Annotated in this window: 17 protein-coding genes; 5 read left to right on the top strand and 12 right to left on the bottom strand. The window is 60.1% G+C overall.

Annotated features, from left to right (window positions below; all coding sequences use genetic code 11):
* Positions 1-96 precede the first annotated feature (96 nt).
* The 3 genes from AC3ITY_RS16135 (at position 97) to AC3ITY_RS16125 (ending at position 3,147) form a co-directional block, all read left to right on the top strand.
* On the top strand, positions 97-687 hold the full coding sequence (locus AC3ITY_RS16135) for a 2-hydroxychromene-2-carboxylate isomerase (RefSeq protein ID WP_489310891.1): 591 nt from the start codon (positions 97-99) through the stop codon (positions 685-687).
* Between the two features lie 66 nt (positions 688-753).
* A complete protein-coding gene (locus AC3ITY_RS16130) occupies positions 754-2,364 on the top strand; it encodes an AMP-binding protein (RefSeq protein WP_489310681.1) in 1,611 nt (536 codons plus the stop codon).
* Positions 2,365-2,691: 327 nt separating this feature from the next.
* Positions 2,692-3,147, top strand: a complete 456-nt coding sequence (locus AC3ITY_RS16125) for an acyl-CoA thioesterase (RefSeq protein WP_489310679.1) — start codon at positions 2,692-2,694, stop codon at positions 3,145-3,147.
* 180 nt (positions 3,148-3,327) lie between these two features.
* Here AC3ITY_RS16125 and AC3ITY_RS16120 read toward each other — a convergent pair whose 3' ends face one another.
* The 4 genes from AC3ITY_RS16120 to AC3ITY_RS16105 form a co-directional block, all read right to left on the bottom strand.
* Entirely contained in the window at positions 3,328-4,113 is a 786-nt protein-coding gene (locus AC3ITY_RS16120) for an alpha/beta fold hydrolase (protein ID WP_489310677.1), read from the bottom strand.
* A gap of 54 nt (positions 4,114-4,167) precedes the next feature.
* Positions 4,168-4,830 carry a peroxiredoxin-like family protein gene (locus AC3ITY_RS16115; RefSeq protein WP_489310675.1) on the bottom strand — a complete coding sequence of 221 codons (663 nt, stop codon included), beginning with the start codon at positions 4,828-4,830 and terminating at the stop codon, positions 4,168-4,170.
* 73 nt (positions 4,831-4,903) lie between these two features.
* Complete coding sequence (locus AC3ITY_RS16110) at positions 4,904-5,653, bottom strand: DJ-1/PfpI family protein (protein ID WP_489310673.1); 750 nt, start codon at positions 5,651-5,653, stop codon at positions 4,904-4,906.
* A 148-nt stretch (positions 5,654-5,801) separates the two neighbouring features.
* On the bottom strand, positions 5,802-6,761 hold the full coding sequence (locus tag AC3ITY_RS16105; protein WP_489310671.1) for a GlxA family transcriptional regulator: 960 nt from the start codon (positions 6,759-6,761) through the stop codon (positions 5,802-5,804).
* Positions 6,762-6,894: 133 nt separating this feature from the next.
* Here AC3ITY_RS16105 and AC3ITY_RS16100 point away from each other — a divergent pair, with 133 nt between their 5' ends.
* Positions 6,895-7,647, top strand: a complete 753-nt coding sequence (locus AC3ITY_RS16100; protein ID WP_489310669.1) for a DJ-1/PfpI family protein — start codon at positions 6,895-6,897, stop codon at positions 7,645-7,647.
* A gap of 146 nt (positions 7,648-7,793) precedes the next feature.
* Here AC3ITY_RS16100 and AC3ITY_RS16095 read toward each other — a convergent pair whose 3' ends face one another.
* Entirely contained in the window at positions 7,794-8,510 is a 717-nt protein-coding gene (locus AC3ITY_RS16095) for a helix-turn-helix transcriptional regulator (RefSeq protein WP_489310667.1), read from the bottom strand.
* Positions 8,511-8,733: 223 nt separating this feature from the next.
* Positions 8,734-10,143, bottom strand: a complete 1,410-nt coding sequence (locus AC3ITY_RS16090) for an amidase family protein (RefSeq protein WP_489310665.1) — start codon at positions 10,141-10,143, stop codon at positions 8,734-8,736.
* 226 nt (positions 10,144-10,369) lie between these two features.
* On the opposite strand from AC3ITY_RS16090, the gene AC3ITY_RS16085 reads away from it, so the two are divergent.
* The gene (locus AC3ITY_RS16085; protein ID WP_489310663.1) at positions 10,370-11,380 is read left to right on the top strand and encodes an alpha/beta fold hydrolase; all 1,011 of its coding nucleotides are present in this window, start codon (positions 10,370-10,372) and stop codon (positions 11,378-11,380) included.
* 346 nt (positions 11,381-11,726) lie between these two features.
* Here the strand turns inward: AC3ITY_RS16085 and AC3ITY_RS16080 are convergent, their stop codons facing one another.
* From AC3ITY_RS16080 to AC3ITY_RS16055, 6 genes are all read right to left on the bottom strand, one after another.
* On the bottom strand, positions 11,727-14,117 hold the full coding sequence (locus AC3ITY_RS16080; RefSeq protein WP_489310661.1) for an efflux RND transporter permease subunit: 2,391 nt from the start codon (positions 14,115-14,117) through the stop codon (positions 11,727-11,729).
* Positions 14,114-15,193: a WD40/YVTN/BNR-like repeat-containing protein gene (locus AC3ITY_RS16075; RefSeq protein ID WP_489310659.1), complete on the bottom strand. Its 1,080-nt coding sequence runs from the start codon at positions 15,191-15,193 to the stop codon at positions 14,114-14,116. The genes AC3ITY_RS16080 and AC3ITY_RS16075 overlap by 4 nt, the downstream gene beginning before the upstream one ends.
* 56 nt (positions 15,194-15,249) lie before the next feature.
* On the bottom strand, positions 15,250-16,605 hold the full coding sequence (locus AC3ITY_RS16070) for a DUF1329 domain-containing protein (RefSeq protein WP_489310657.1): 1,356 nt from the start codon (positions 16,603-16,605) through the stop codon (positions 15,250-15,252).
* Between the two features lie 14 nt (positions 16,606-16,619).
* A complete protein-coding gene (locus AC3ITY_RS16065) occupies positions 16,620-18,245 on the bottom strand; it encodes a DUF1302 domain-containing protein (protein ID WP_489310655.1) in 1,626 nt (541 codons plus the stop codon).
* A 165-nt stretch (positions 18,246-18,410) separates the two neighbouring features.
* Positions 18,411-19,430 (bottom strand): carbon-nitrogen hydrolase family protein, encoded by a 1,020-nt coding sequence (locus AC3ITY_RS16060; protein ID WP_489310653.1) that lies wholly within the window; start codon positions 19,428-19,430, stop codon positions 18,411-18,413.
* Positions 19,427-20,497 carry a phenylacetaldoxime dehydratase family protein gene (locus AC3ITY_RS16055; RefSeq protein WP_489310651.1) on the bottom strand — a complete coding sequence of 357 codons (1,071 nt, stop codon included), beginning with the start codon at positions 20,495-20,497 and terminating at the stop codon, positions 19,427-19,429. The genes AC3ITY_RS16060 and AC3ITY_RS16055 overlap by 4 nt, the downstream gene beginning before the upstream one ends.
* Positions 20,498-20,681: the final 184 nt, after the last annotated feature.

The following is a 20,681-nucleotide window of genomic DNA, read 5'->3' as shown; positions in this document are numbered from 1 at the left end:
AAGGCAGTGACTGTTCGATCGGGTATGACGGTTTGACAGCGTTGGAACGGTAGCATAACGTTCGTTTAGTAAACGATAGTTTTCTATAAAAGGTGTATTCGCATGAAGGTGGAGTTTTTCTTCGATGTGGGCAGTCCGGCGTCCTACCTGGCCTGGACGCAATTGCCAAGAATGTGCGCCGAGAAAGGTGCCGAGTTGGTGTACCGGCCAGTGCTGTTGGGGGGAATATTCCAGGCCACCGGCAATGCCTCTCCTGCAGCGGTGCCGGTCAAAGGTCGTTACACGAGCATTGATCTGGGGCGCTTCGCTCGTGGTTATGGTGTGCCGTTGGTGATGAATCCGCACTTCCCCATCAATACCCTGCAACTGATGCGGGCTGTGACCGGTGTGCAAATGCGCCAGCCGGAGCGTTTCGAGTCCTTGCTTGCGGCACTGTTCAACGCCATGTGGGTCGAGGCGTTGAACCTCAACGAACCGCAACTGGTCGGTCGCGTGCTCATTCAGGCGGGATTTTCCATCGAGGAGATCATGGCCTTGACCAGTGAACCGGACGTTAAGGCGCAACTCAAAAGCACCACCGACGACGCCCTTCAGCGCGGCGTATTCGGCGCGCCGACCATGTTCGTGGGCGACGAGATGTTTTTTGGTCAGGACCGGCTCGGTTTCGTGGAGCAAGCGTTGTCCTGAAGCACCTCATCTGCCAGCAAGTACCTTCTCACCCGCCTACAACAACAATTACAACGGAAGTGAACCATGCCTCAGCGCGCCAGAAATCCCGCCTACCCCACAGGTTTCCCCGGTGAAATCGCACTGGATGAGCGAGAAACGCTCATCACCACCCTCGATCAATCGTTCACAAGACATTCCCACAGGATTGCCGCTACCTGTCTCCACGAGCAGCTGAGCTATGCACAACTGGCGCGGTTTTCGAAAAACTTCGCCATTCATCTTCACCAGTCCGGTCTGCAACGCGGTGATCGCGTGGCCTTGATGATGCCCAACTGCCTCTCCTACTTGATAGCGCTTGCGGGTGTGATTCAGGCAGGGATGGTGGTGGTGAACGTCAATCCGCTGTACACGCCCCGGGAACTGGAGCATCAGCTTCGCGACTCGGGGGCCTGCTGTATCGTGATTGCTGAACCCTTTATGGCCACCCTTGAGCAGATAGTCGAGCGCACGTCGATCAAGCAGGTGCTGGCAACGTCCGTCATCGGATTGCTCGAGCAAATCGGCACCGAACACGCGCTGCCGTTTGCCTCGGCCCTTGCGGAACAGGAACCGACGGAGCTTGCGCCGATAGCTGTCGCCCCTTGCGATATCGCCTTCCTGCAATATACCGGCGGCACGACGGGTGTGTCGAAAGGCGCGGTGCTCACCCATCGAAGCGTCGGCGCTAGCTTGAAGATGATCTTGCTGTGGTTTACGCCTGTCGAAGACACCCATCAATTCGCCATCGTCTTGCCTTTGCCGCTGTATCACGTGTATCCGATGTCGGTCGCTCTGATGTCAATTGCCTTGGGTGCAAACCTGCGGCTTATCCCGAATCCACGGGACACGGCGTCAGTCATCAATGAGTTGAAGCGTGCACCGTTCGACATGTTCATGGGCGTCAACACACTGTTCAACAGCCTGGTGGAAGACCCACAACTGAAAACCGTGAACTTCAGCTCGACCTACGCCGTCATCGGGGCCGGCGCTTCGGTGCAACAACCGGTGGTGGAGCGCTGGATAGCGGCGGGCGGCGCCCCCATCACCGAGGCTTACGGCCTGACCGAAACTTCACCTTGCATGATGTTCAACCCCCGTGGACGCAACGGCAGTATCGGTATTGCCATGCCCTCCACCGAGTTACGCATCGTTGACGATGAAGGCCAGGCAGTGCCTGTACTCGGCACTGGAGAGCTGCAGGTGAAGGGTCCGCAGGTGTTCGCTGGCTATTGGCAGAACGATGAAGAGACACGCAAGGCCTTTACCGAAGACGGCTGGTTCAAGACGGGCGATATCGTGAGTGAGGCCGAGGACGGCTTCATGCATCTGGTGGATCGCAAGAAAGACATGATCCTTGTGTCGGGGTTCAATGTGTACCCAAAGGAGATCGAGGACGTGGTCGCCGGTCATCCGGACATCCTCGAATGCGCCTGCATCGGTGTGCCCGACGAGCGCTCAGGTGAGGTGCCGCACCTGTTTGCCGTCGCGCGCACGGCTAGCGTCACTGCCGAGCAGATAAAGACGCACTGCCGACTGGGCCTGACCGCGTACAAAGTGCCGCGGCACATCACCTTTGTCGAGGCGTTGCCGAAGTCATTGGCTGGCAAGATATTGCGCAAGGATTTGCGGCCGCTACCAGGACAAACCCTTAAGTGATTGCACCTTGGCAGGCCGTCACCAGTACCCGGGGAGCATTGAAGGGAGGGGAGCTTTGCCCTCTCCCTTCCTCTTGGTTGTTTGACGAAGGGCAATCCCTTACCTGTTTGTATGCAGCTATTGCACTGGCGAGATTAGCGACGTAGATCCTGTCACCACCATAAAACAATCGTTTACTAAACGAACGCAATACTAATCTTGGCCGCGCGCCAAACCGGATTTCAGCGGTACAAAACTGCGTCTGAAAGTGCACAACGATGCAGGAAGAGATAGCCTTTTTTTTGGATGATGGCCCTGCACGCGGGCATTTATCGGGAGTTATTCAGGATGAACTGGGATCAAGAAAATCCGTTTCTGATTGAGGTCGTGGTGAGTAAGGCGGATATCGATGGTCTGGGTCATGCCAATCACTCGATTTACGTCAGATGGCTGGAGGAATGTTCGTGGGCGCACGCATTGAGCCTGGGGATGTCGTTATCGGATTACCAGCAGCTGAATCGAGGGATGGCGGTGGTTCGCAATGAAATCGATTATTTAGCCAGCGCATACGAAGGCGATCGACTGTTGGTCGGCTCTTGGGTCGTCGCGCTGGAGAAGCGTCTCAAGCTTGTCCGCCATTTTCAGATCATCCGTGCATCCGATCAGCAAACCCTGCTACGGGCATTGACGACGTTTGTCTGTGTCGAGATCTCCAGCGGAAAACCAAAGCGTATGCCGCAGGAGTTCTTTACTGCATACGAAGGAACACTTGTGCGAGACGATCAGACAATGGAGTTTCGCTGACAACATTTTGAGCGCTATGGGTCGCCTGAGCACTCATTCAGTTTCTTGATCGCAAGGGTTGGCTCTCGACATGGAGCGCGCATGCACCGCAGCCGGTTCGCGCCGCCGGGACTTCCCGCGAGAACACACCCCGCCAGAAGCCCAGGCGGGGTGGCAACCCGGTTCTTCAGTCCGAACCGATCAAACCGAGGAAGCCGAGCGAATCGCAGCGACCAACTCCCCGGTGGCTTCGAGCGGTGCAAGGTGCCCTACTCCGTCCAGGGTGACGAATTCGGCCTGCGGAACCACGTTTTCGAAAGCGTTGCGAAGCGACGCTTCGGACTCGATGTTGTCGGCACCACCGACAATGACGTGGACCGGCACGACAATATTCGACGCCTGCCCTGTGATGTCATGGACCATCCCCACTTCCGGCCAAGCCTGCTTGGCGCCGGCAGCACCACACAGGGTGTCCTCGATCACCTGCTCGCGCAATGTATCCGATAGCGGCCGCGACGCCAGGATACCGATAGCTGCCTCGGCACCTTCCCGGACTTGATAGGCCGCGATCATGCCCCGCCGCTGTTCCTGTGGGACAGGCAACGCCGTGGGTGGAGCCGGAGCCACCAGGACCAGGCCTTTCAGCCCCTCGGGCCTCTCTGATGCCAGAAGCTGGGCGACCTTGCCGCCCATCGAATGACCCACGACCACGTATTCCTTCAACCCGATCTTAGCGATGACTTGGGCCACGTCATCCGCGAGCGTTTCCAGATCATAGAACTCGGCATCCTTGCCGGACTGGCCCCAGCCCCTGAAATCGATGGCCACGCAACGGTGCGTGTTCGACAGCTGCGCGATCACCGGAGCCCATGTACGGCTTGAGCCGCCCCAATAATGGAGGAAGACGAGAGCGGGAACGCCTTGCCCTGCATCGACGATGTTGATGTCTACGTCGTTGACGCGAATGGTGCTCTGATTACCAGACATGCATGTACCTCTTGTGGAAAAAAACCGTCGCAACCCAAGGCGACGCTGTGGTGTTCAAGGCTGGTTGAGGAGGTCGAGGACGGGCAACAGTTCGGCGGGTTCCGGTCGACGGGTGTAGTCGGGGTTCACCTCGGCATGGACGATCATGCCGTTCTGGTCGATGACGTAGCGGGCCGGCATCGGCAGGGTCCATGCCGGGTCGTCGTTGATAACCGCCAGATCGTTCTTGAAGACAGTCTTGTAGGTGTCGATCAGATAGTCAGGCAACGCGAAGCGCAGGCCAAACGCGGCGGCTACTGTTCCGTGTGGATCGATCAGAATCGGGAAAACGAGGTTATTTTCTCTGATCGACTTACGACTGTTCGGTGCGGTCTGCATCGAAATGGCGACCAGCTGTGCGCCCCGAGCCTCGATGTCGCTTCGGGCCTCTTCCAGCGCCCGTAGTTCCATATTGCAGTAGGGGCACCAGACCCCGCGATAGAAGGTCAAGACCACCGGCCCATCGGCAAGAAGATCCGCAAGATCGATCGTTCGGCCGTCGGTATCCTCGAGCGCAAACGATGGCGCTCTGTCACCTGCCTTTTTTGCTCGCTCCGCCTGGCCTGAGGCGACGAGCTCCCCGGTTGACCTGTGAAGTTGCTCCACCACGGAGCTTGGGATTCTCGTACCGGATTCGACGTCTGCCCTGAAGGCATCGAGTTTTTCTTTCAAAGACATAGTGATTTCCTTTTTGCGGTTACTTCGGCTGGTGCGCCCCAGTCGACCAAGCCAGCGTTTCCGAGTGCCGCCTTCAAGCGTCAGCGGCGGCGAACTTCAAAGCTTCGGCGTGGTAGAGGGAAATCATGTCGGCCATCATTCCTTCGAACTTGCCCACCGCCGCGGGCCCTGCGCCCACAGCGGTTCCGGTGCCGAATGGCGGATGCGGGTCATACTCGACGATAAATTCGGACAACTGCGCGACCTGTCGCCCAAATGCCTGCTCTGCCACGAGAAGGGCCGCTTCGAAGCTGCCGACGCTCGGACCGGCGGTAAAGACATTCCCATCCGCAACAACGCCACTCGTGACCACCTCCGTCACGCCGTAGAGTGGCAGAATCGAGTGGGAGTTATGGCTGATCGTTGCGCGTTTGCCACGCAGGAACCCAGCGGCACCCAGCGTCAGTACACCGTTGCAAATACCGATGAGATAACGCGCGTTTTTCCCCCGGGTCGCGACGAAATCCACGACTTCGCGATCGGTCTGCACTTCGGGGGGCATCATCGGCACTGCGATGACATCCAGGTCAGGGCAATCGGAAAAGGTTGCTGTAGGGAGCGTCCAAAATCCCCGGAAACCTTCGACCGGCTCGAGCGACTTCCAGACCATGTAGATTTCGGCCCCAGGCAACGTGCCAAGGACGGCCTGGACACCAACCATGTCCAGGGGAAAGTAGCCGGGGCCGATCACAATGCCTACCCGAAAAGGAGGGCCTTTTTTCGCGGTCGCGTCTCGGAGCCTGTTGAGTGAGGGAATGTCCGTCTTCAGGGATTCATTGGTCATCTTTACGCTCGCTGGTCGCTGGTGTGGGGACTTTCATTCGCACCCACCATCCCACGTCCGCCTCATGTCAGAAAGGACATAAAAGCCGTAAAAACAGACACTCATTGAAAGGGACAAGCAGACCGTCCCGTCAGCGCTGCAAAGGTGCCTAACCTGCTGACCCGCCCGCCCGGGCAAAACGGCGGATTACTTGCGGCGAGTGGCCGTAAATCTTGACGAAGCTGCGGCGCATCCGTTCCACGTCCCCGAACCCGACCTCACGCGCGATCGACTCGATCGGCGCGATGCCTTCCTCCAGTCGTGGCCTTGCCGCTTCGGCCCGCAGGCGTTCAATCGCGCGCGCCGGAGTCTCACCGGTTTCCTTCAGAAACAGACGGGCGAACTGGCGCTCGCTGATACAAGCCACTTGAGCCAGCCGCTCGACCGACAGGTTTTCGTGCAAATGATTGCGTGCAAAATCTAGCGCGTCGCGAATTCGATCGGAGTCGGGTTCAAGTTCCAGGATCGCCGAGAACTGCGATTGGCCGCCCGGGCGCCGATGGTAAACGACCAGTTCCCGCGCCACCGATTTCGAGATCGAGGAACCGAAATCCGCTTCAATCATGGCAAGCGCGAGATCGATTCCGGCGGATATGCCTGCCGAGGTCCAAACTTCGCGATCATTCACATAGATCCGGTCCGCATCGACGTCAAGTGACGGAAAACGTGACTTAAGCAAGGGCGCATGACGCCAATGCGTTGTAACACGGTGTCCGTCCAGCACCCCAGCCTCGGCGAGGTAGAAAGCCCCCGTGCAAACGCTTGCCATCCGCCGCGTCGAGGGCGCGAGCGCGCGCAACATGTCCACCATCTCGGGACTGCTGCCGCCAACGAGGGCCTTGGGTCCGCCAATGACGATGAGGGTGTCACCGTGTTGAGCCTGGGATCTATCGCTCGTCTCCACTGAAAACCCCGCGCTACCAGCCACCAACCCGCCGTCGGTCGAAACGATGCTGGTTTCATAGGAGACGCCATAGACGTCGCGGGCCACGGTAAACGCACAAAGCGGTCCACTCAGGTCGAGGAGCTCGAAACCGCGAGTGATCAGGAATGACACCTTTCGCAACATGACCTTACTCCGGATCGGATTTTCTTGAGGACCAATGGCTTTGTCGCCATTAGTGTCTGTTTTTAAGGCTTTAATGTCATTTCTGACATCGCGTGTCAATGATAACTTCAATACTTCCAAACAGAGGAGTCACATGATGTCCGCTAACGATCTGCCCTCCATCGCTTATTTACGCGCTGCCATATCGCCCGCCGGTGTGCCACCCTTCCATGTCGGTATCGTCATTGGCCCCGGTTTCCTTCCGATGGACATGGTCGGCATCCAGACCGTCTTCGCCCTCATGCCAGGCGCGCAGATTCACCTGCTCTGGAAGACGAACGACCTTGTCGAGGGTTTTCCGAACTGGTGGACCAAGCCGACCACCACGTTCGCCGATTGCCCGGAAAAGTTTGATGTGCTGGCCGTTCCGATGCTCGCCCCCGAGGTCCAGAACGATCCAGAGGTGATCGCGTTCGTGGCGGACAAGGCCCGGACAGCTTCTTATGTGGTCGGCATCTGCAACGGTGTCGTGGTGCTGGGGGCAGCCGGAATTCTCAAGGGCCGCCGCGTCACTGCAAGCCACAACGCGCTGCCGTTCCTGGATAGACTTGGCGCAGGAGAAGTTGTCCCTGCTGGCACGGGCACGGTGATCGATGGCAACCTCTTTACCGCAGGCCCCGGTGTCGGAAGTTTTGAAGCTTCCCTTCTGGTGGTAGAACAGGCATTCGGGAGAGCGGCTGCCGAGCTCGCCGAGCTCATTATCGAATATGATCCCCACGCTCCGTTCGGCACCGGTACTGCCGAGGGTGCGGGTCCAGCGTTGGTTGCGCAATTCGAAGGCTTCATGCAGCCACTGGTAGACGAATATCGGGATGGCTCGATCGCTAGCTACCAAAAGCTCGCCTAAGGTGGGAGTCGTCCGCTCCGCAGGCCAGTTCTTGCCGGTCTGCAGAGTGGGCTTCAATCTCCGCTGGTGTCACCCCCTCCCCGTTCAGAGAGCGCGATCTTCGCGCTTGACTCACCGAAAAAATCAAGTCGGGTCGAGCACCCGTTTCAATGCGACAGCCGCGTCACCAGGGCAGCCAATTCCGTTCGGTTCGAACATTCCAGCTTGGCGAGACCATTACCGAGATGGGTACGCACAGTTGCGAAACCAATGTTCAGAATCCGGGCAATTTCCTTGTCGGAGCATCCGCGCCCAACCAGTAGCGCCACATCGCGCTCGCGGTCGGTCAGATGTTCGAGGCCCACCTCCGCCATCGTCGATAGGCCCCGCCACAGATAAGGCGCCAGAACCGTCAGGAGATTTGTCTCGCGGTCGTTGAAGTCCGGCCGCGAACTCGACCTCCAGATTCTGAGATCGGCCAATTCCCGGCCGTTGATGTCGCAGAAGAGATTGATGCCGGTGTGCATCCCGTCCCTCGCCAGGAAATCGTTATAGAACTCCGTCTTGCGAAGGTCTTGCCGAGATATGACTTCGTCCACATGGGCTACCCTGCGTAGCTCGCGCAACTTCTGCGTGATGGGGTCGCGAAATTGAAACCAGGTCTGATAGCGAGCGACGTTCTCGGGATCCTGGTTGAGGACGAAGGGCTCGCCGTACACTCCCGTTCTCCGGTCCCAGATGAAGGAACCCAGCACGTCGGCCCGTAGCAGCTTCATGATCTCGGGGAAGACGATCCCCCGCAGATCGAAGCCGGCCCGTCGCTCCGAGAGCAGGCCCACGATTTTCGCGAAGAGGTGGATCTCGTCAGAGGACATGTCATACATGCGAACCGCCATAGCACCTCCGCCCATCAAATTATGTACGGAAGACTTCCCTTGAAGGGTCGGCGGCCCGCATCTTTCGCGACCGGAGCGTCTCACTGTAACGTGAGGTGGCAATGAATCAAAACGCCACAACAACTCAAGCCTTCGGTCGATCGATGGCGGCTATTTTGCCGTTTCCACAAGACGCCTTGCAATATCCCGGTTTACCTTTGCGCATGGTGAGTCACAGTTGCGCGGGGCTGAGCATGGGAAAGTGTTTTTCCAACTCGACCGCCACATCGAGCAGGAGTCGGTCGGCTCCGGCCGGCGCGTCGAAGGCGAGGCCGACCGGCAGCCAGGCCGCCCGACCGACCGGCATCGTAATCCCCGGTATGCCCGCATTGGCGCCCACGTCAGTATTATGGACAACGGTCGGGAAGAGCGGATGCGCCTTGCCTCTGATCTGGACCGTCGAGTCCTGTGCGATCAGTGGCGGGGTTACGAGTGACGTCGGAAAGGCCAGCACGTCCAGCGCGTTGTCCCTGAACAGGCGGCGGTAGATGTCCTGCAGCAAGGGCCGGTGCAAGCGGATCGCCCTCCTGTAGGTTTCCTCCGAAACCGCCGTATGGACATTCAGCTGCTCCATCAGGATGGCGCGCACCTCGTCGCAAGCGACCGATTCCACAATAGACCTGTAGCTGCGTCCAACGTCATGCGTGACGAGGAAGTCTTCCAGAGTCACGCGCCCTTCGTAGACGGCGATCGGCGTGCTCGACGCAGCGTGGTGATAAGCCAGATCTCCCGTGTCGACCTCGACCAGGACCGCGCCGAGGTCTACCAACTTATCGAGCGCACGCCGACAGACCGCGACAACCTCGTCATCCGCTTCGCTCCAGAAGAATTCACTGGGAATGCCAATCCGCAACCCGTCGATCAGGCCCTCGCGGGCGACGTCCGTGCGGCCGATGATGGCATCGTCCAGCAGCGAGAGATCGGAGGGAGAACGGGCTATCGGCCCCGGCGTATCCCTCGTCCGCGAGATTGGAACGATGCCGCCCGCCGGCCAGCGCCCGGCGGTTGGCCGATAGCCCCACAACCCGCAGAAGGATGCGGGAACCCTGATGGAGCCGCCCGTATCCGTGCCAATGCTCGCTGGCACGGTCCTGGCCGCCACAGCGCCCGCGCTACCGCCGCTCGACCCGCCGCAGGTGCGCGCGAGGTCGAACGGGTTCCGCGCTGGTCCGAACACAGCGTTGTTGGTGGTGACCCCGTATGCCAGTTCATGCATGTTGTTCTTGCCGAATATGATCGCCCCCGCCGCCTTCAGCCGACTCACCACCGGAGCGTCCGCCGAGGGCCTGTAGCCTTTCAGGCCCGGGGTACCGGCGGTGGTCGCATAGCCAACCGCGTTGATGCTGTCCTTCAGCGCAACCGGTACGCCATGCAGAATGCCCAGCGTCTTTCCACTGGTGATCGCACGGTCGGCCTCCTCGGCGGCACGCATGACCAGGTCCCCGTCGAATGAGGAATAGGCGTTGTGATGCAGCGTCTCTTGCGTGCGCTGTACCAGCGCGGCAACGATCTCGGATGACGTCGTCTCGCGGGAGGCAACGCTGCGGGCAATGTCGGTGCAGGTAAGGTCTATCGGATTCACGTCTTTGCTCTCCAGTGTGCGAGACCGCTTTGAGTTAGTCTTCAGGACCACAGCGCCTTCGAACATCCACAAATTTGTGGATGTGAAGCGAGATTGCGCCGACGTAAAAAGGCAGGACCCCGTCCCTCAGGTTGCCGGATCGGTCGAATAGTGGCCGCACGGGGACAAGCGATTCAAAAGCACCCTCGGTCGGCAACCGTCACGTTACGCATATGGAGGAGCCACCATGGACCATGACATTTTTACGGTGAACGATTTCGCATTGCAAAGCGGGAATGCGCTCCCAAAAGCCCACCTCGCCTACAAGACCTACGGCCATCTCAACGAGAGCCGCGACAATGTCGTCGTCTTTCCCACGTGGTTCTGCGGTCGGCATAGCGGCAATGAATGGCTGATCGGCGAAGGCCGCGCACTCGACCCCCGGGAACACTTCATCATCGTTCCGAACCTGTTGGGCAACGGCCTGTCCAGCTCACCCAGCAACACCCCTGCCCCCTTTTCGGGGAAGGACTTCCCGCTCGTTACCGCGCACGATAACGTCGTCCTCCAGCATCGGCTTTTGAAAGAGAGATTTGGGGTGCAAGGCATAGAGCTGGCGGTAGGATGGTCCATGGGCGCCCTGCAGGCCTACGAATGGGCGTCGTCCCATCCTGGCTTCGTCAAGCGCCTGGCGGCGCTCTGCGGCTCCGCCAGGACCTCGCGGCATAATTACGTGTTCCTCGAAGGCGTCAAGGCTGCGCTGACGGCCGATGCCGCTTTCATCGATGGGGAATTCTCGGCTCCGGCATCGACGGGGCTGCGGGCCATGAGCCGGGTGTACGCGGGCTGGGCCCTTTCCCAAACCTTTTACCGCCAGGACCTGGATCGCGAGGTGCTCGGTTTCTCGTCGCTCGACGAATTTTTCGACGGTTTCTGGGAACCCCTCTTTCGCGACTTCGATCCCAACGACATCCTGGCCATGATCGCGACCTGGCAAGCGGCCGATATCGGCCGGAACGCGACCTACGACGGCGATTTCGCAGCTGCATTACGCGGCATAACGGCGAAATGCCTGATCATGCCCTGCAAGACGGATCTCTATTTTCCGCCCGAGGATAGTGAGATAGAGGTTAGTTTCCTGTCGGATGCCCGGCTCGACGTCATTCCATCTATTTGGGGACATGCATCCGGTGCCGGGATCAACCCAACGGATATCGACTATATCGACGCCGCCCTCGAAGAACTGCTCGCCTCTTAATGCGATCCATCACTGCCGCCGCTTGCCCCCTGTCCAGTCAACGTCGCGGGACATAACAGGCAATTGATGTACCGATAGGGAAAAGACCGGTGCGGATAACGCACCGAGACGCTCAGGACTCTGGCTACCTGCTCCGCAGGCAACTGCGGCTAGCCAGGGAACTTACCGATGAAGACTTGGGCTCCGCTCCGATCGAGGAGCTGCCTGTTACCATGCACGCCTGGGGAATGTGCCGAGGCCGAAACGGCCCCGGCGTTGCTTCACCAGCCCCTGTTCAAAGACTGCGACTCACCTGCCAAACAGCGCTTGGGAGCCGCAACCCTCATTTACCACCGATAAGCGCCGCCTAGCTCGCGAGACTTGGCACGGGCTCTTTGTGCATCTGCGGAACACGCAGAAGGAAATATGACAGCGCAGGCAGCAGGATCAGCGCGCCGAGCATGTTCCAAACGAACATGAAGGCCAGCAGGATACCCATGTCTGCCTGGAACTTGATCGGCGAGAAGGCCCAGGTGGCCACCGCGATGCCGAGGGTGATACCCGTGAGGATCACCACCTTGCCAGTGAACAGCAATGCCCGGTAGTAGGCCTGGGATAACGATCGCCCTGCGCGCAGTTCCGCCAGGGTCACGCTCATCACGTAGAGTGCGTAGTCCACGCCGATACCCACGCCGAGTGCAATCACCGGCAAGGTTGCAACCTTGACGCCGATGTCCATCCAGACCATCAGCGCCTCGCACAGCACCGATGTGAGCATCAACGGCAACACCGCACAGACCACCGCTCGCCAGGAGCGGAACGTGATGAAGGCCAGCACGCTGACCGCCAGGTAGACCAGCAGCAGCATCTGCACGTTGGCCTTGCGCACCACGATATTAGTGGCGGCCTCGATGCCGGCGTTACCCGCAGCCGATAAGAAACGCACCTCACCCGCGCCCCGTTCGGCGTTGAAGGCCTCGAATGTATTGACCACCTGAGTCAGGGTATCGGCCTTGTGATCCTTAAGGAAGGCGTACAGGGTGAGCAAGTCGCAGTTCTGGTTGAACAGCTCGCGAGGCGCGCGCGTGATGATGGCGTTGAGCATGTCCTGGGAGCGTGGAATCTCGTACCACAGCAGATTGCCTTCGTTAAGCCCCACGCTGGCGTGTTTGGCCAGGCTGGCCAGGGACTGGGTTGTCTCCACGCCGGGCAGTAGACGCAGGCGCATCTCCAGTTCGTCCACTGCCTGCAAGGTTGAGAAGGCGCCGCACTGATACTGCGGGGTACGCACCATGATCACATAGGTGTCGCTGCTGGCTCTGTAGTTCTCGACCATGAAGGCGTTGTCGCGGTTGTAACGCGAGTCGGCACGCAGCTCAGGGGCGCCGCTGCCGGTGTCGCCAATCTTCAGTTGCAGGCTGAAGGCGAAGCCGATGGCCGCCAGCAGCACGCCTGCGCCAATCGCCCAGAGGGCATGGCGGCGAGCTGTAAACAGGTCGAGAAAACGCCACAGTGGATGGCGCACTTCGCTGGACTCGGCCTTCAGACTGCGCTGTGCGGCCTTCGCATCGACCCCGGCATAAGACAGCAGGATGGGCAACAGAACCAGGTTGGTGAAGATCAACACCGCCACGCCAAGGCTGGCGGTAACAGCCAGATCCTGGATGATGCGGATATCAATCACCATCAGCACCGCGAAACCTACGGCATCGGCCAGCAAGGCCGTCATCCCAGCCAGAAACAGGCGCCGGAAGGTATAGCGCGCCGCCACCAGGCGGTGGGTTCCGCGCCCGATATCCTGCATGATCCCGTTCATTTTCTGTGCGCCGTGGCTCATGCCAATGGCGAACACCAGGAACGGCACCAGCACCGAATACGGGTCCAGTTCGTAGCCCAGGCTCGGCAGCAGCCCGAGCAACCACACCACCGCCACCAGCGAACACAGCACCACTAGAGCGGTGCTCCGCCAGCAGCGGGTGTACAGGTAGATCACCAGGGTACAGATGGCAATGGCCATGACGAAGAACAGCACCACCTGGCGCAATCCTTCGATCAGGTCGCTGATGACCTTGGCGAAGCCAGTGATATGCAGACTCACTCCTTCCTGCTGGTATTTGTCGCGCAACTTTTCCAGGCGCGAGCCCAGGTCGTGGTAATCGATGGCGACACCAGGACGCTCCTGCAACGGTAGCAGCAAGATGCTGGAGCGATAGTTGTCGGCCACCAGGCTACCAATCTCACCGGAACGCTCAACGTTAAGGCGCAGTTGCGCAAGGCTCTGCGCCGAACCGTCGTAGTCGTCGGGGATCACAGGACCGCCGTCCAGGCCCTCTTCGGTGACCCCGGTCCAGCGTACCGCTGGAGTCCATAGCGACTTCATGTAGGCGCGCTCGACTTCGGGCCACAGGAACACCTCGTCGTTGATGCGCCGCAGCGTGTCGAGGTAGTGCGCGTCGAATATGTCGCCTTTCTCAGTCGCCACGGCAATGCGCAGGGTATTTCCCAAACCGGCCAACTGGCCGCGATTTTCCAGGTAGTTGACGATGTAGGGATGGCTAGTCGGCAACATTTTGTCAAACCCTGCGGTCAGCCGCAGACCGAACGCCTGGTAGCCCAGGCCAAGGGTCAGCAACAGACACAGGGCAATAATCCAGAGACGCTGGTTGAACAACACACGTTCGCCCCACGAACCGGAACGTGAATCGAAATCCTCCAGACGGGAGATAACCGGAAACGCATCATGTTGAGTGACTTTCATGGTTGTACCTGTGTGCTTTCGATACGCTGAACACCACGCGCGCCGACCGCAATCACGGCACCGTCGGCCGCCTCGGCCAGTCCCGCTACATATCCCTTGGCGGCGACATCAAGGGGTTTGAAACTGCGTGCGGCATCGCGACTGAATGAAATGCGGCCCGCTTCGTCGGCCAGCAATAGAACACCGTTGGAGACTTGGAGGCCGGCGGTCAGAGTGACGTCATTGCCCATCGAGATTGCCTGCCAGTCACCGTTTCCAGCGGTTTGCCGCCAGGCATTACCCCGTAAGCCATAGGCAATCAGGTGCCCTTCTGGCGTGCTGACCAGGCCGAAATAGCTACCCTCGTAGGGCGACTCGATACGTTTGAAGTGTTGGCCGTTGTCGGTTGACTGGAAGAGCGCGCCCTGCTCTCCGGCAATCACCAGGCGTTCGCCCAATGCGTGGATGGCATACAAGTGCAGACCCGCCGGATTATCGATGTCGCCCATCGCTGACTGCCAGGTGACGCCACCGTCTTCGGTGCGCAGCAGCAGGCCATAAGCCCCGACCAACCAGCCAAGGCTGGCATCCAGGAACAAAGCGTCCAACCAGGGCTTGTCGGCCCCCTCGGCCAGCAGGCGCGCGGCATTGCGCCGGCGCTGCGGATCATCGCCACGTTCGGCCGCAGTCGCTTCCAACTGGATCGCCATCCGCCCATCGAGCTGGCGTTGCCAACTGGCGCCGCCATCGGCGCTGTACAGCACAACACCACTGTGGCCGATTATCCAGCCGTGCTGCCCGTCGGCAAAATGCACGCCGGTCAGTGCAACACTCACCGGCACGCCAATCTGTCGCCAGGTTTTGCCGTTATCGGTGGAGCGAAGCACCAGGCCGCGCTCACCCACGGCAACCAGACTGTCCCCCGCGCGCGTTACGTCCATCAGTACCGCGCGGCTGGCCTGTGGGTTCTCGGGAGCCGGTCGCTCCAACAAGTCAAGAGACAGGGACTGGGCATGGGCCACGCCAAGCGTTAGCGCCAGGCACAGCAAAGCCCCTGCCGCGCGCTTGAGCAGGCGGCAGAAGTACAGAACATACATAGGATTATCCGTCGATCAAGGTGAAATTCGGCGCGGCAAGCCGCGCCGGACCGGACTCAACGCAGGGCGTCGGACGCTACCGCATCGCCTGTGAAATAGAATTCCGGCTTGCGCTCGGCAATTCGGTAGCTCTCTTCATTGAGCATCTGCACCATGCTGAGTGTGCCCGCCTGAAGGTTGTAGACCGCCGAGGTCATCATCGTCACGCCGGGGAGCTTGGGCACCACGAACGACGGTACCTGCACGGTACGCCACAGATTGCCTTCGGCATCGTAGCCATCCATCAGGGTCAACATCCAGGTGTCCTCATCCAGATAGAAGCGGCGCTTGGGCACGGCATGGCGCTTGCCAGCGGCAACACTGGCCTCGATCTCCCAGACACGGTGCTTCTCCCAGCGCAGGGTCTCCGGATTCAGGTGATTGCCCTTGAATGCATCATCCACACGGGTGCCATGGAAGGCGTTGGTGTTATAGGGGACATACATTTCGCGCTTGCCCACCAGCTTCCACTCATAGCGATCCGGGAAGCCCTGGAAGCCCCGCACCTCGTCGAAGTAGTTGGCGCCGGAAGCGACGAAGTCGGGGGTGTCGTTACCCACGGTCGGCGCGCGACGTACCCGACGCTGTCCGACCAGATACTGCCAGGCCTGACGAGGCACCTTGCTATCGATGCTGTCGCGGATCACCAGCGACTCGCCAACCTTGAAAGAAGGGGCCGTGGTGCTGAAACGTACCATGAAGTACTCCCCCGACCATTTCTCTGCGCTGCCGTCACCGTAGTAGTAGGGGAACTGGAAGGCTTCATCGTTACGCGAGGCCAGAGTGCGCGAACCATCGCCCGAGACCACAATGTTCTTGAACCCAAGATCGATCGTCGACGGTTCCAGGCGAAGCAAGAAATTCCAGATCGCTTCGCGGCCGTTTTGCGGCAGGGGGAACGGCGTACCGCCGTAGCAGCCCTTCATCGCCGGCCCAGCACCATCGCTGAGTTGGCAGGACACGGCATTCTTCGCGGTGTTGCGATACACCCAGTCAGGCGCGGCAGCAGTGCGGTGGGTTGGATAGACATTGACGTGGTAGCTTTGCGGATACTTCTGGATCAGGGCGATGGTGCCCTCGCTCAGCTTGTCGCGATGCTGCTGCAGGTTGCTCGCGTCGATACGCAGTATCGGCTTCTCGTCGGCAAACAGCGCGGTGGGAATGTCGCCTACGCTCGGGCCAGGCACAGCCTTGGTAAACCCACCGTTCCAGGCTGGAATGCTGCCATCGGCATTGCCGGCACGTTCGCCACCCAGCGGGGTCAAGTTACCCTGCAGGCGCGCCGCCTGCTCTGGTGATACCGCTGCGACAGCAGCGCCAATACCGCACAGCGAGATCAGCATGGAGGAGACAATGTAGCGTTTCAGGTTCATGGTTTGGGACCTCATCAGAAACTGCGCTGGATGGAGAAGGAGACGAAATCGCGGTCGCGATAGACCTGGTCGTAGCTCAGCTCGGCGGCACCGTTGACCACCCCTCCGGCACTGCCATAGAAATGCGTATAGTTGAGCGCGGCGTACCAGGTTTTCTGGTAGTCGGCCTTCAGGCCGACGCTGATATCGCCGCCGTGTTCGGCCGGGAAGGCGGCACCGTTGACCGAGGAACGCCCACTGATGCCGTAGCCGATGTTGACCGGCACCTGCAGGTCGACCTGGGGCAGGACCTGGAAGTATTCCGGCTGAAACTGCGCCCGAATCGCACTGGCGTCGCGGGTGGCATTGGGGTCGAGGGCATCGGCATTGCGGGTGACGCTCAAGCGCCGGTTGAAGGCAAACTCACCGAGCAGCGTGGCGCCCTCCCAGAAGGGGCTGGCTGGATACACGGTGATGGCCGAGAGGTTGGCATGCAGGGTATTGCCTACCGGATAAGCAGGATGGTTGTCGTTGTCGGCAGTGCTGCCGGCCGGCAGGACGACCGTGTTACCAGTAGCCACCAGAGGCATGTTGTGACGAACCGACACCTCGGCGGCAACGTTGGTCTCGCCAAACAGGGTGCTGACACTGGCACCGAAGGTTTTAATGTCTTCGCCATAGACCAGTTGATAGTCGCCCTCATCCGGCCGCACATAAAACTGCGGGAAGCGGTCATGGAAGACAGCCGCATACAACCCGAACTCGTAGTCACCGGCCTTGTACTTGACTTGCATCCCACCCTGCCCTGAGTCCCTGGCTTCCTGATCGTTGCCACGCAGCATCAGTCCGACCGGAGTGAGCAAGGACTCCCCACCTTCGTCGATGAAGTCGGCAAAACTGAAGTAGCTGCCCGCCGCCGGGAGGCGCGCCTTACGCCATTCGAGCTGATAGTAGGCGCCTACGGTCAGGTCCTCATTCAATTGCCACGACGCCGAGAGCTGCTTGCTCGGCATCATGATTTCCTTGACCTGAGAGCCCGGCACCGAAGTCGCCTTGATCACATCCGGCGATAGCTGCGCGGCGGCGATGGCATTGGTTCCGAAGAACAGGCTTTCGCCATAAATCTGTGCGAATTGCCCGGCCTTCAGGTTGAGGCTGGTGTCTCCCAATCCGAAACGTCCGTAAACGAACGCATCGAGAAACTCGGCCTTGCGCCCGTGGAGTTCCTCGGTCTCGGAAGTGAACTGATCACTGCCCACCGAACGTGAGTTGACGAAGGTACGACCATTGTTGTCGTTGTCCTCGTTGTAGACAGAGTCATACCACGCAGCCGCGCTCAGGCGCATACCATAATCTCGCTTGTAGCGTGCATCGAACTCGGTGAGCAGATCGAGGCGATTGGAAATCAGGCCACGACCGAAGTTACGGTCTCCGTCATCGAGGTTCGGGTTATCGGCGCTGGCTGCAGTCTTGTCATCGATCTTGTTCAAGCGCCAGGCATTGCTGTAGCGCAGCGTGTTGTCCCAGCGCAGTTCCAGGTCGCTAACCCCGCTGTCGATCGGGAACGCCTGCGCGCCGCTCGCCCCGAGCAGTGCCAGGGACAGCGTGGAGACGCGCCGAAAGTGTGGTGAGCGTCGGTTTTTCGCCAACGTTTTGAACATAATGAAGACGCCTCTTGTAGTGTTGTTTTAATGGCAGGTCATTCAAAAAACATCGAAACCCGGCTCCAGCCCCGCCACCGGACTGGCGAGAGGGCCGGAAAAAGGCTCCGTAGGCCGTTGTTTGTTATTGTTGAACGGCAAACGAGTCACATCGGTAATGACAGGTCATTCAAGGTCGTCGGTACCTGGCTCCAACGCCGCTACCGGGCTGACGAGAGGGCTGGAAAAAAGCTCGACGGGCCGCTGCCTGCTGTTGTTGAACAGCAAACGGGTCACATCAGGCCGCGAATAGTGGCCAACCGGGTCCATGGCGTTCTTGGCGAGGGAGATCAACCCCAGGTCCAGTTCGGCATAAAGCAGCCCTTCCTGGTCTTCCGGAAGCTTGTCGCAGAGGGCACGTCCGTCAGGCCCGAAGATCACCGCGTGGCCACCGCCGACATGGGTCAGTTCGCGCTTGTCCGGCGTATCGCAGAGCAGTTCGAACATCTCTGGCGATATCAGCGAACAAGGCGCCAGGACGAAGCACCCGCCCTCCACCGCGTACACGCGGCTGACTGCATTGTTGACTTCCCAGCCCAGCGCCGCGGCAAAGGGCTCGTAGGTGGAAAATCCCGGCCAGGCCGCGATGTGGACCTGCTCCTGCTGCGAGAACATGGCGTACTTGTTCAGTGACAGGACGTTTTCCCAGCAGCACAGCGCGCCGATACGCCCCAGGGAGGTCTCATGCACGGCCAGATCGCTGCCATCGCCTTCACCGAACACTGTGCGTTCGCCGTGAGTCGGGCGCACCTTGCGGCGACGAGAAATCGTCTGGCCATCGGCTCCAATGATCCACTGCCCCAGGTACAGGGTGCCGCCGTCGCGCTCGGCGTGACCGAGTACCACGCAGATGCCATTGGCACGCGCGGCTTCTTCCAGGCGTCTTGCTTGAGGACTGTCGTAGTGCAGGGCGTTGTCGAAGTACTGCTGCACGAAGCCGCGGCTAATGGCCCAGGCAGGGGTACCGAGCCAGATCCACCAGGGGTAGCCCGGTATCCAGTTCTCCGGGAAGGCGATCAGGCTGGCACCCTGAGCGGCAGCTTCCTCGATGTAGGCGATGGTTTTGTCTACCGTACCGTCGAGGTCGAGAAATACCGGCGCGGCCTGAACCACGGCGGCCTTGTAGCGGGGATGAACCAGGCTCATGAATGAACTCCTGTATCTTGGGGTTGTAGGTAAACGGCCTGGGCCAGCAGGCCAGTGCCGAAATGACAATTGAGGTATTCGAAAACCTGGTCCTGGGCCGGTAGCACCGCCACCTCATGCCAGAGGCGCAACTGCAACTGGTCACCCAGGGCCTTGGCCATGGAGAGAAATTCGCTGTAGATACGCAGGTGGGTCGGGTGGCTGTGCGCCCAGTCCTCCAGATGCTGCAGAGAGACGAAATGGGCCAGACCGAAACTGCGGGGCAAGGTCTTGCCTGTGGCGTCGGTCTCGCGCAGCAGGCGGCATGACAGGCAGCCGACATCACGCCCATCAGCAGCCAGGAACGCCATGCCGTCGCGCAGCGCCGGCTCGATGCGCTCGCCATAAAGCACACGCTCCTCACCCTGGAGTTCGCCAAATGCCTGTCCTGACCGGATCACTGCGAGGTTCAGCGGGACACTCACCCGCAAACGCCGTCCACGCGCCGCGCCCGCTGGCGCATCGATCTGCGGCGCCGCAGCGGTGCCCGGCAACGAATCCTCAGCGCTGGCGGTAAGCCGATCGCGCATCCCACCCCAATAGTTGTGTTCGCGAATCGGTCCATGCAGCACCGGACACACCTTGGCGGCACCGACCCGCTCGTCGACACTCGATTGCAGCGTCTCGAAACGCGCGCTCGGCACCAGCAGCACTTCGCGGAACACCCCGGATACCCCTTGCAGGCGCTGCGGCGCCAGCCAGTAGCCCTGATGAGCGGCACTGGTGCTCCAGCCGTGATAGTCATCGGCCTGTAACCAATAGGCGATTACCATCCAGGTGTAATGGCCGCGGGCGTCCGTGAGCTCGGCGTACTCGCAATGCGCTGGAGCACCTTCTTGCTCCAGCAAGGTCATGAACCAGGCCCGGAACTCGGATACCGCCGGACTGCCCACCCCGTCCGGCGTCTGCACGCCGTAATAGGCGATACGCAGGCTGCCCTCGTGCGGACTCAGCGCCGACCAGGCCGGTACCGGCGGCAGCCAGTCGGCCGGCATGCGCCTGGGAATCGAGCGCGTATCATCAGACATTGCCATCTCCTGAGCATCCGGTGGGATACCGGCGTAGTGACGACAGCGTGCGCCGTCGGCACGGGAGACGCTTTGCTCAGACAGAACCAGGATTGTGCAAAATCGGAAGACCCCACGGCGTGGAGGAAGGGCCGCGCCAGAGGGATTTGTCTATACGGGAAGTGGAAGTGTGCCGAGCGGGAAC

It is taken from the genome of Pseudomonas sp. GL_091 (genome assembly GCF_057837725.1).
This window is presented reverse-complemented; position numbering and strand designations above follow the sequence as displayed.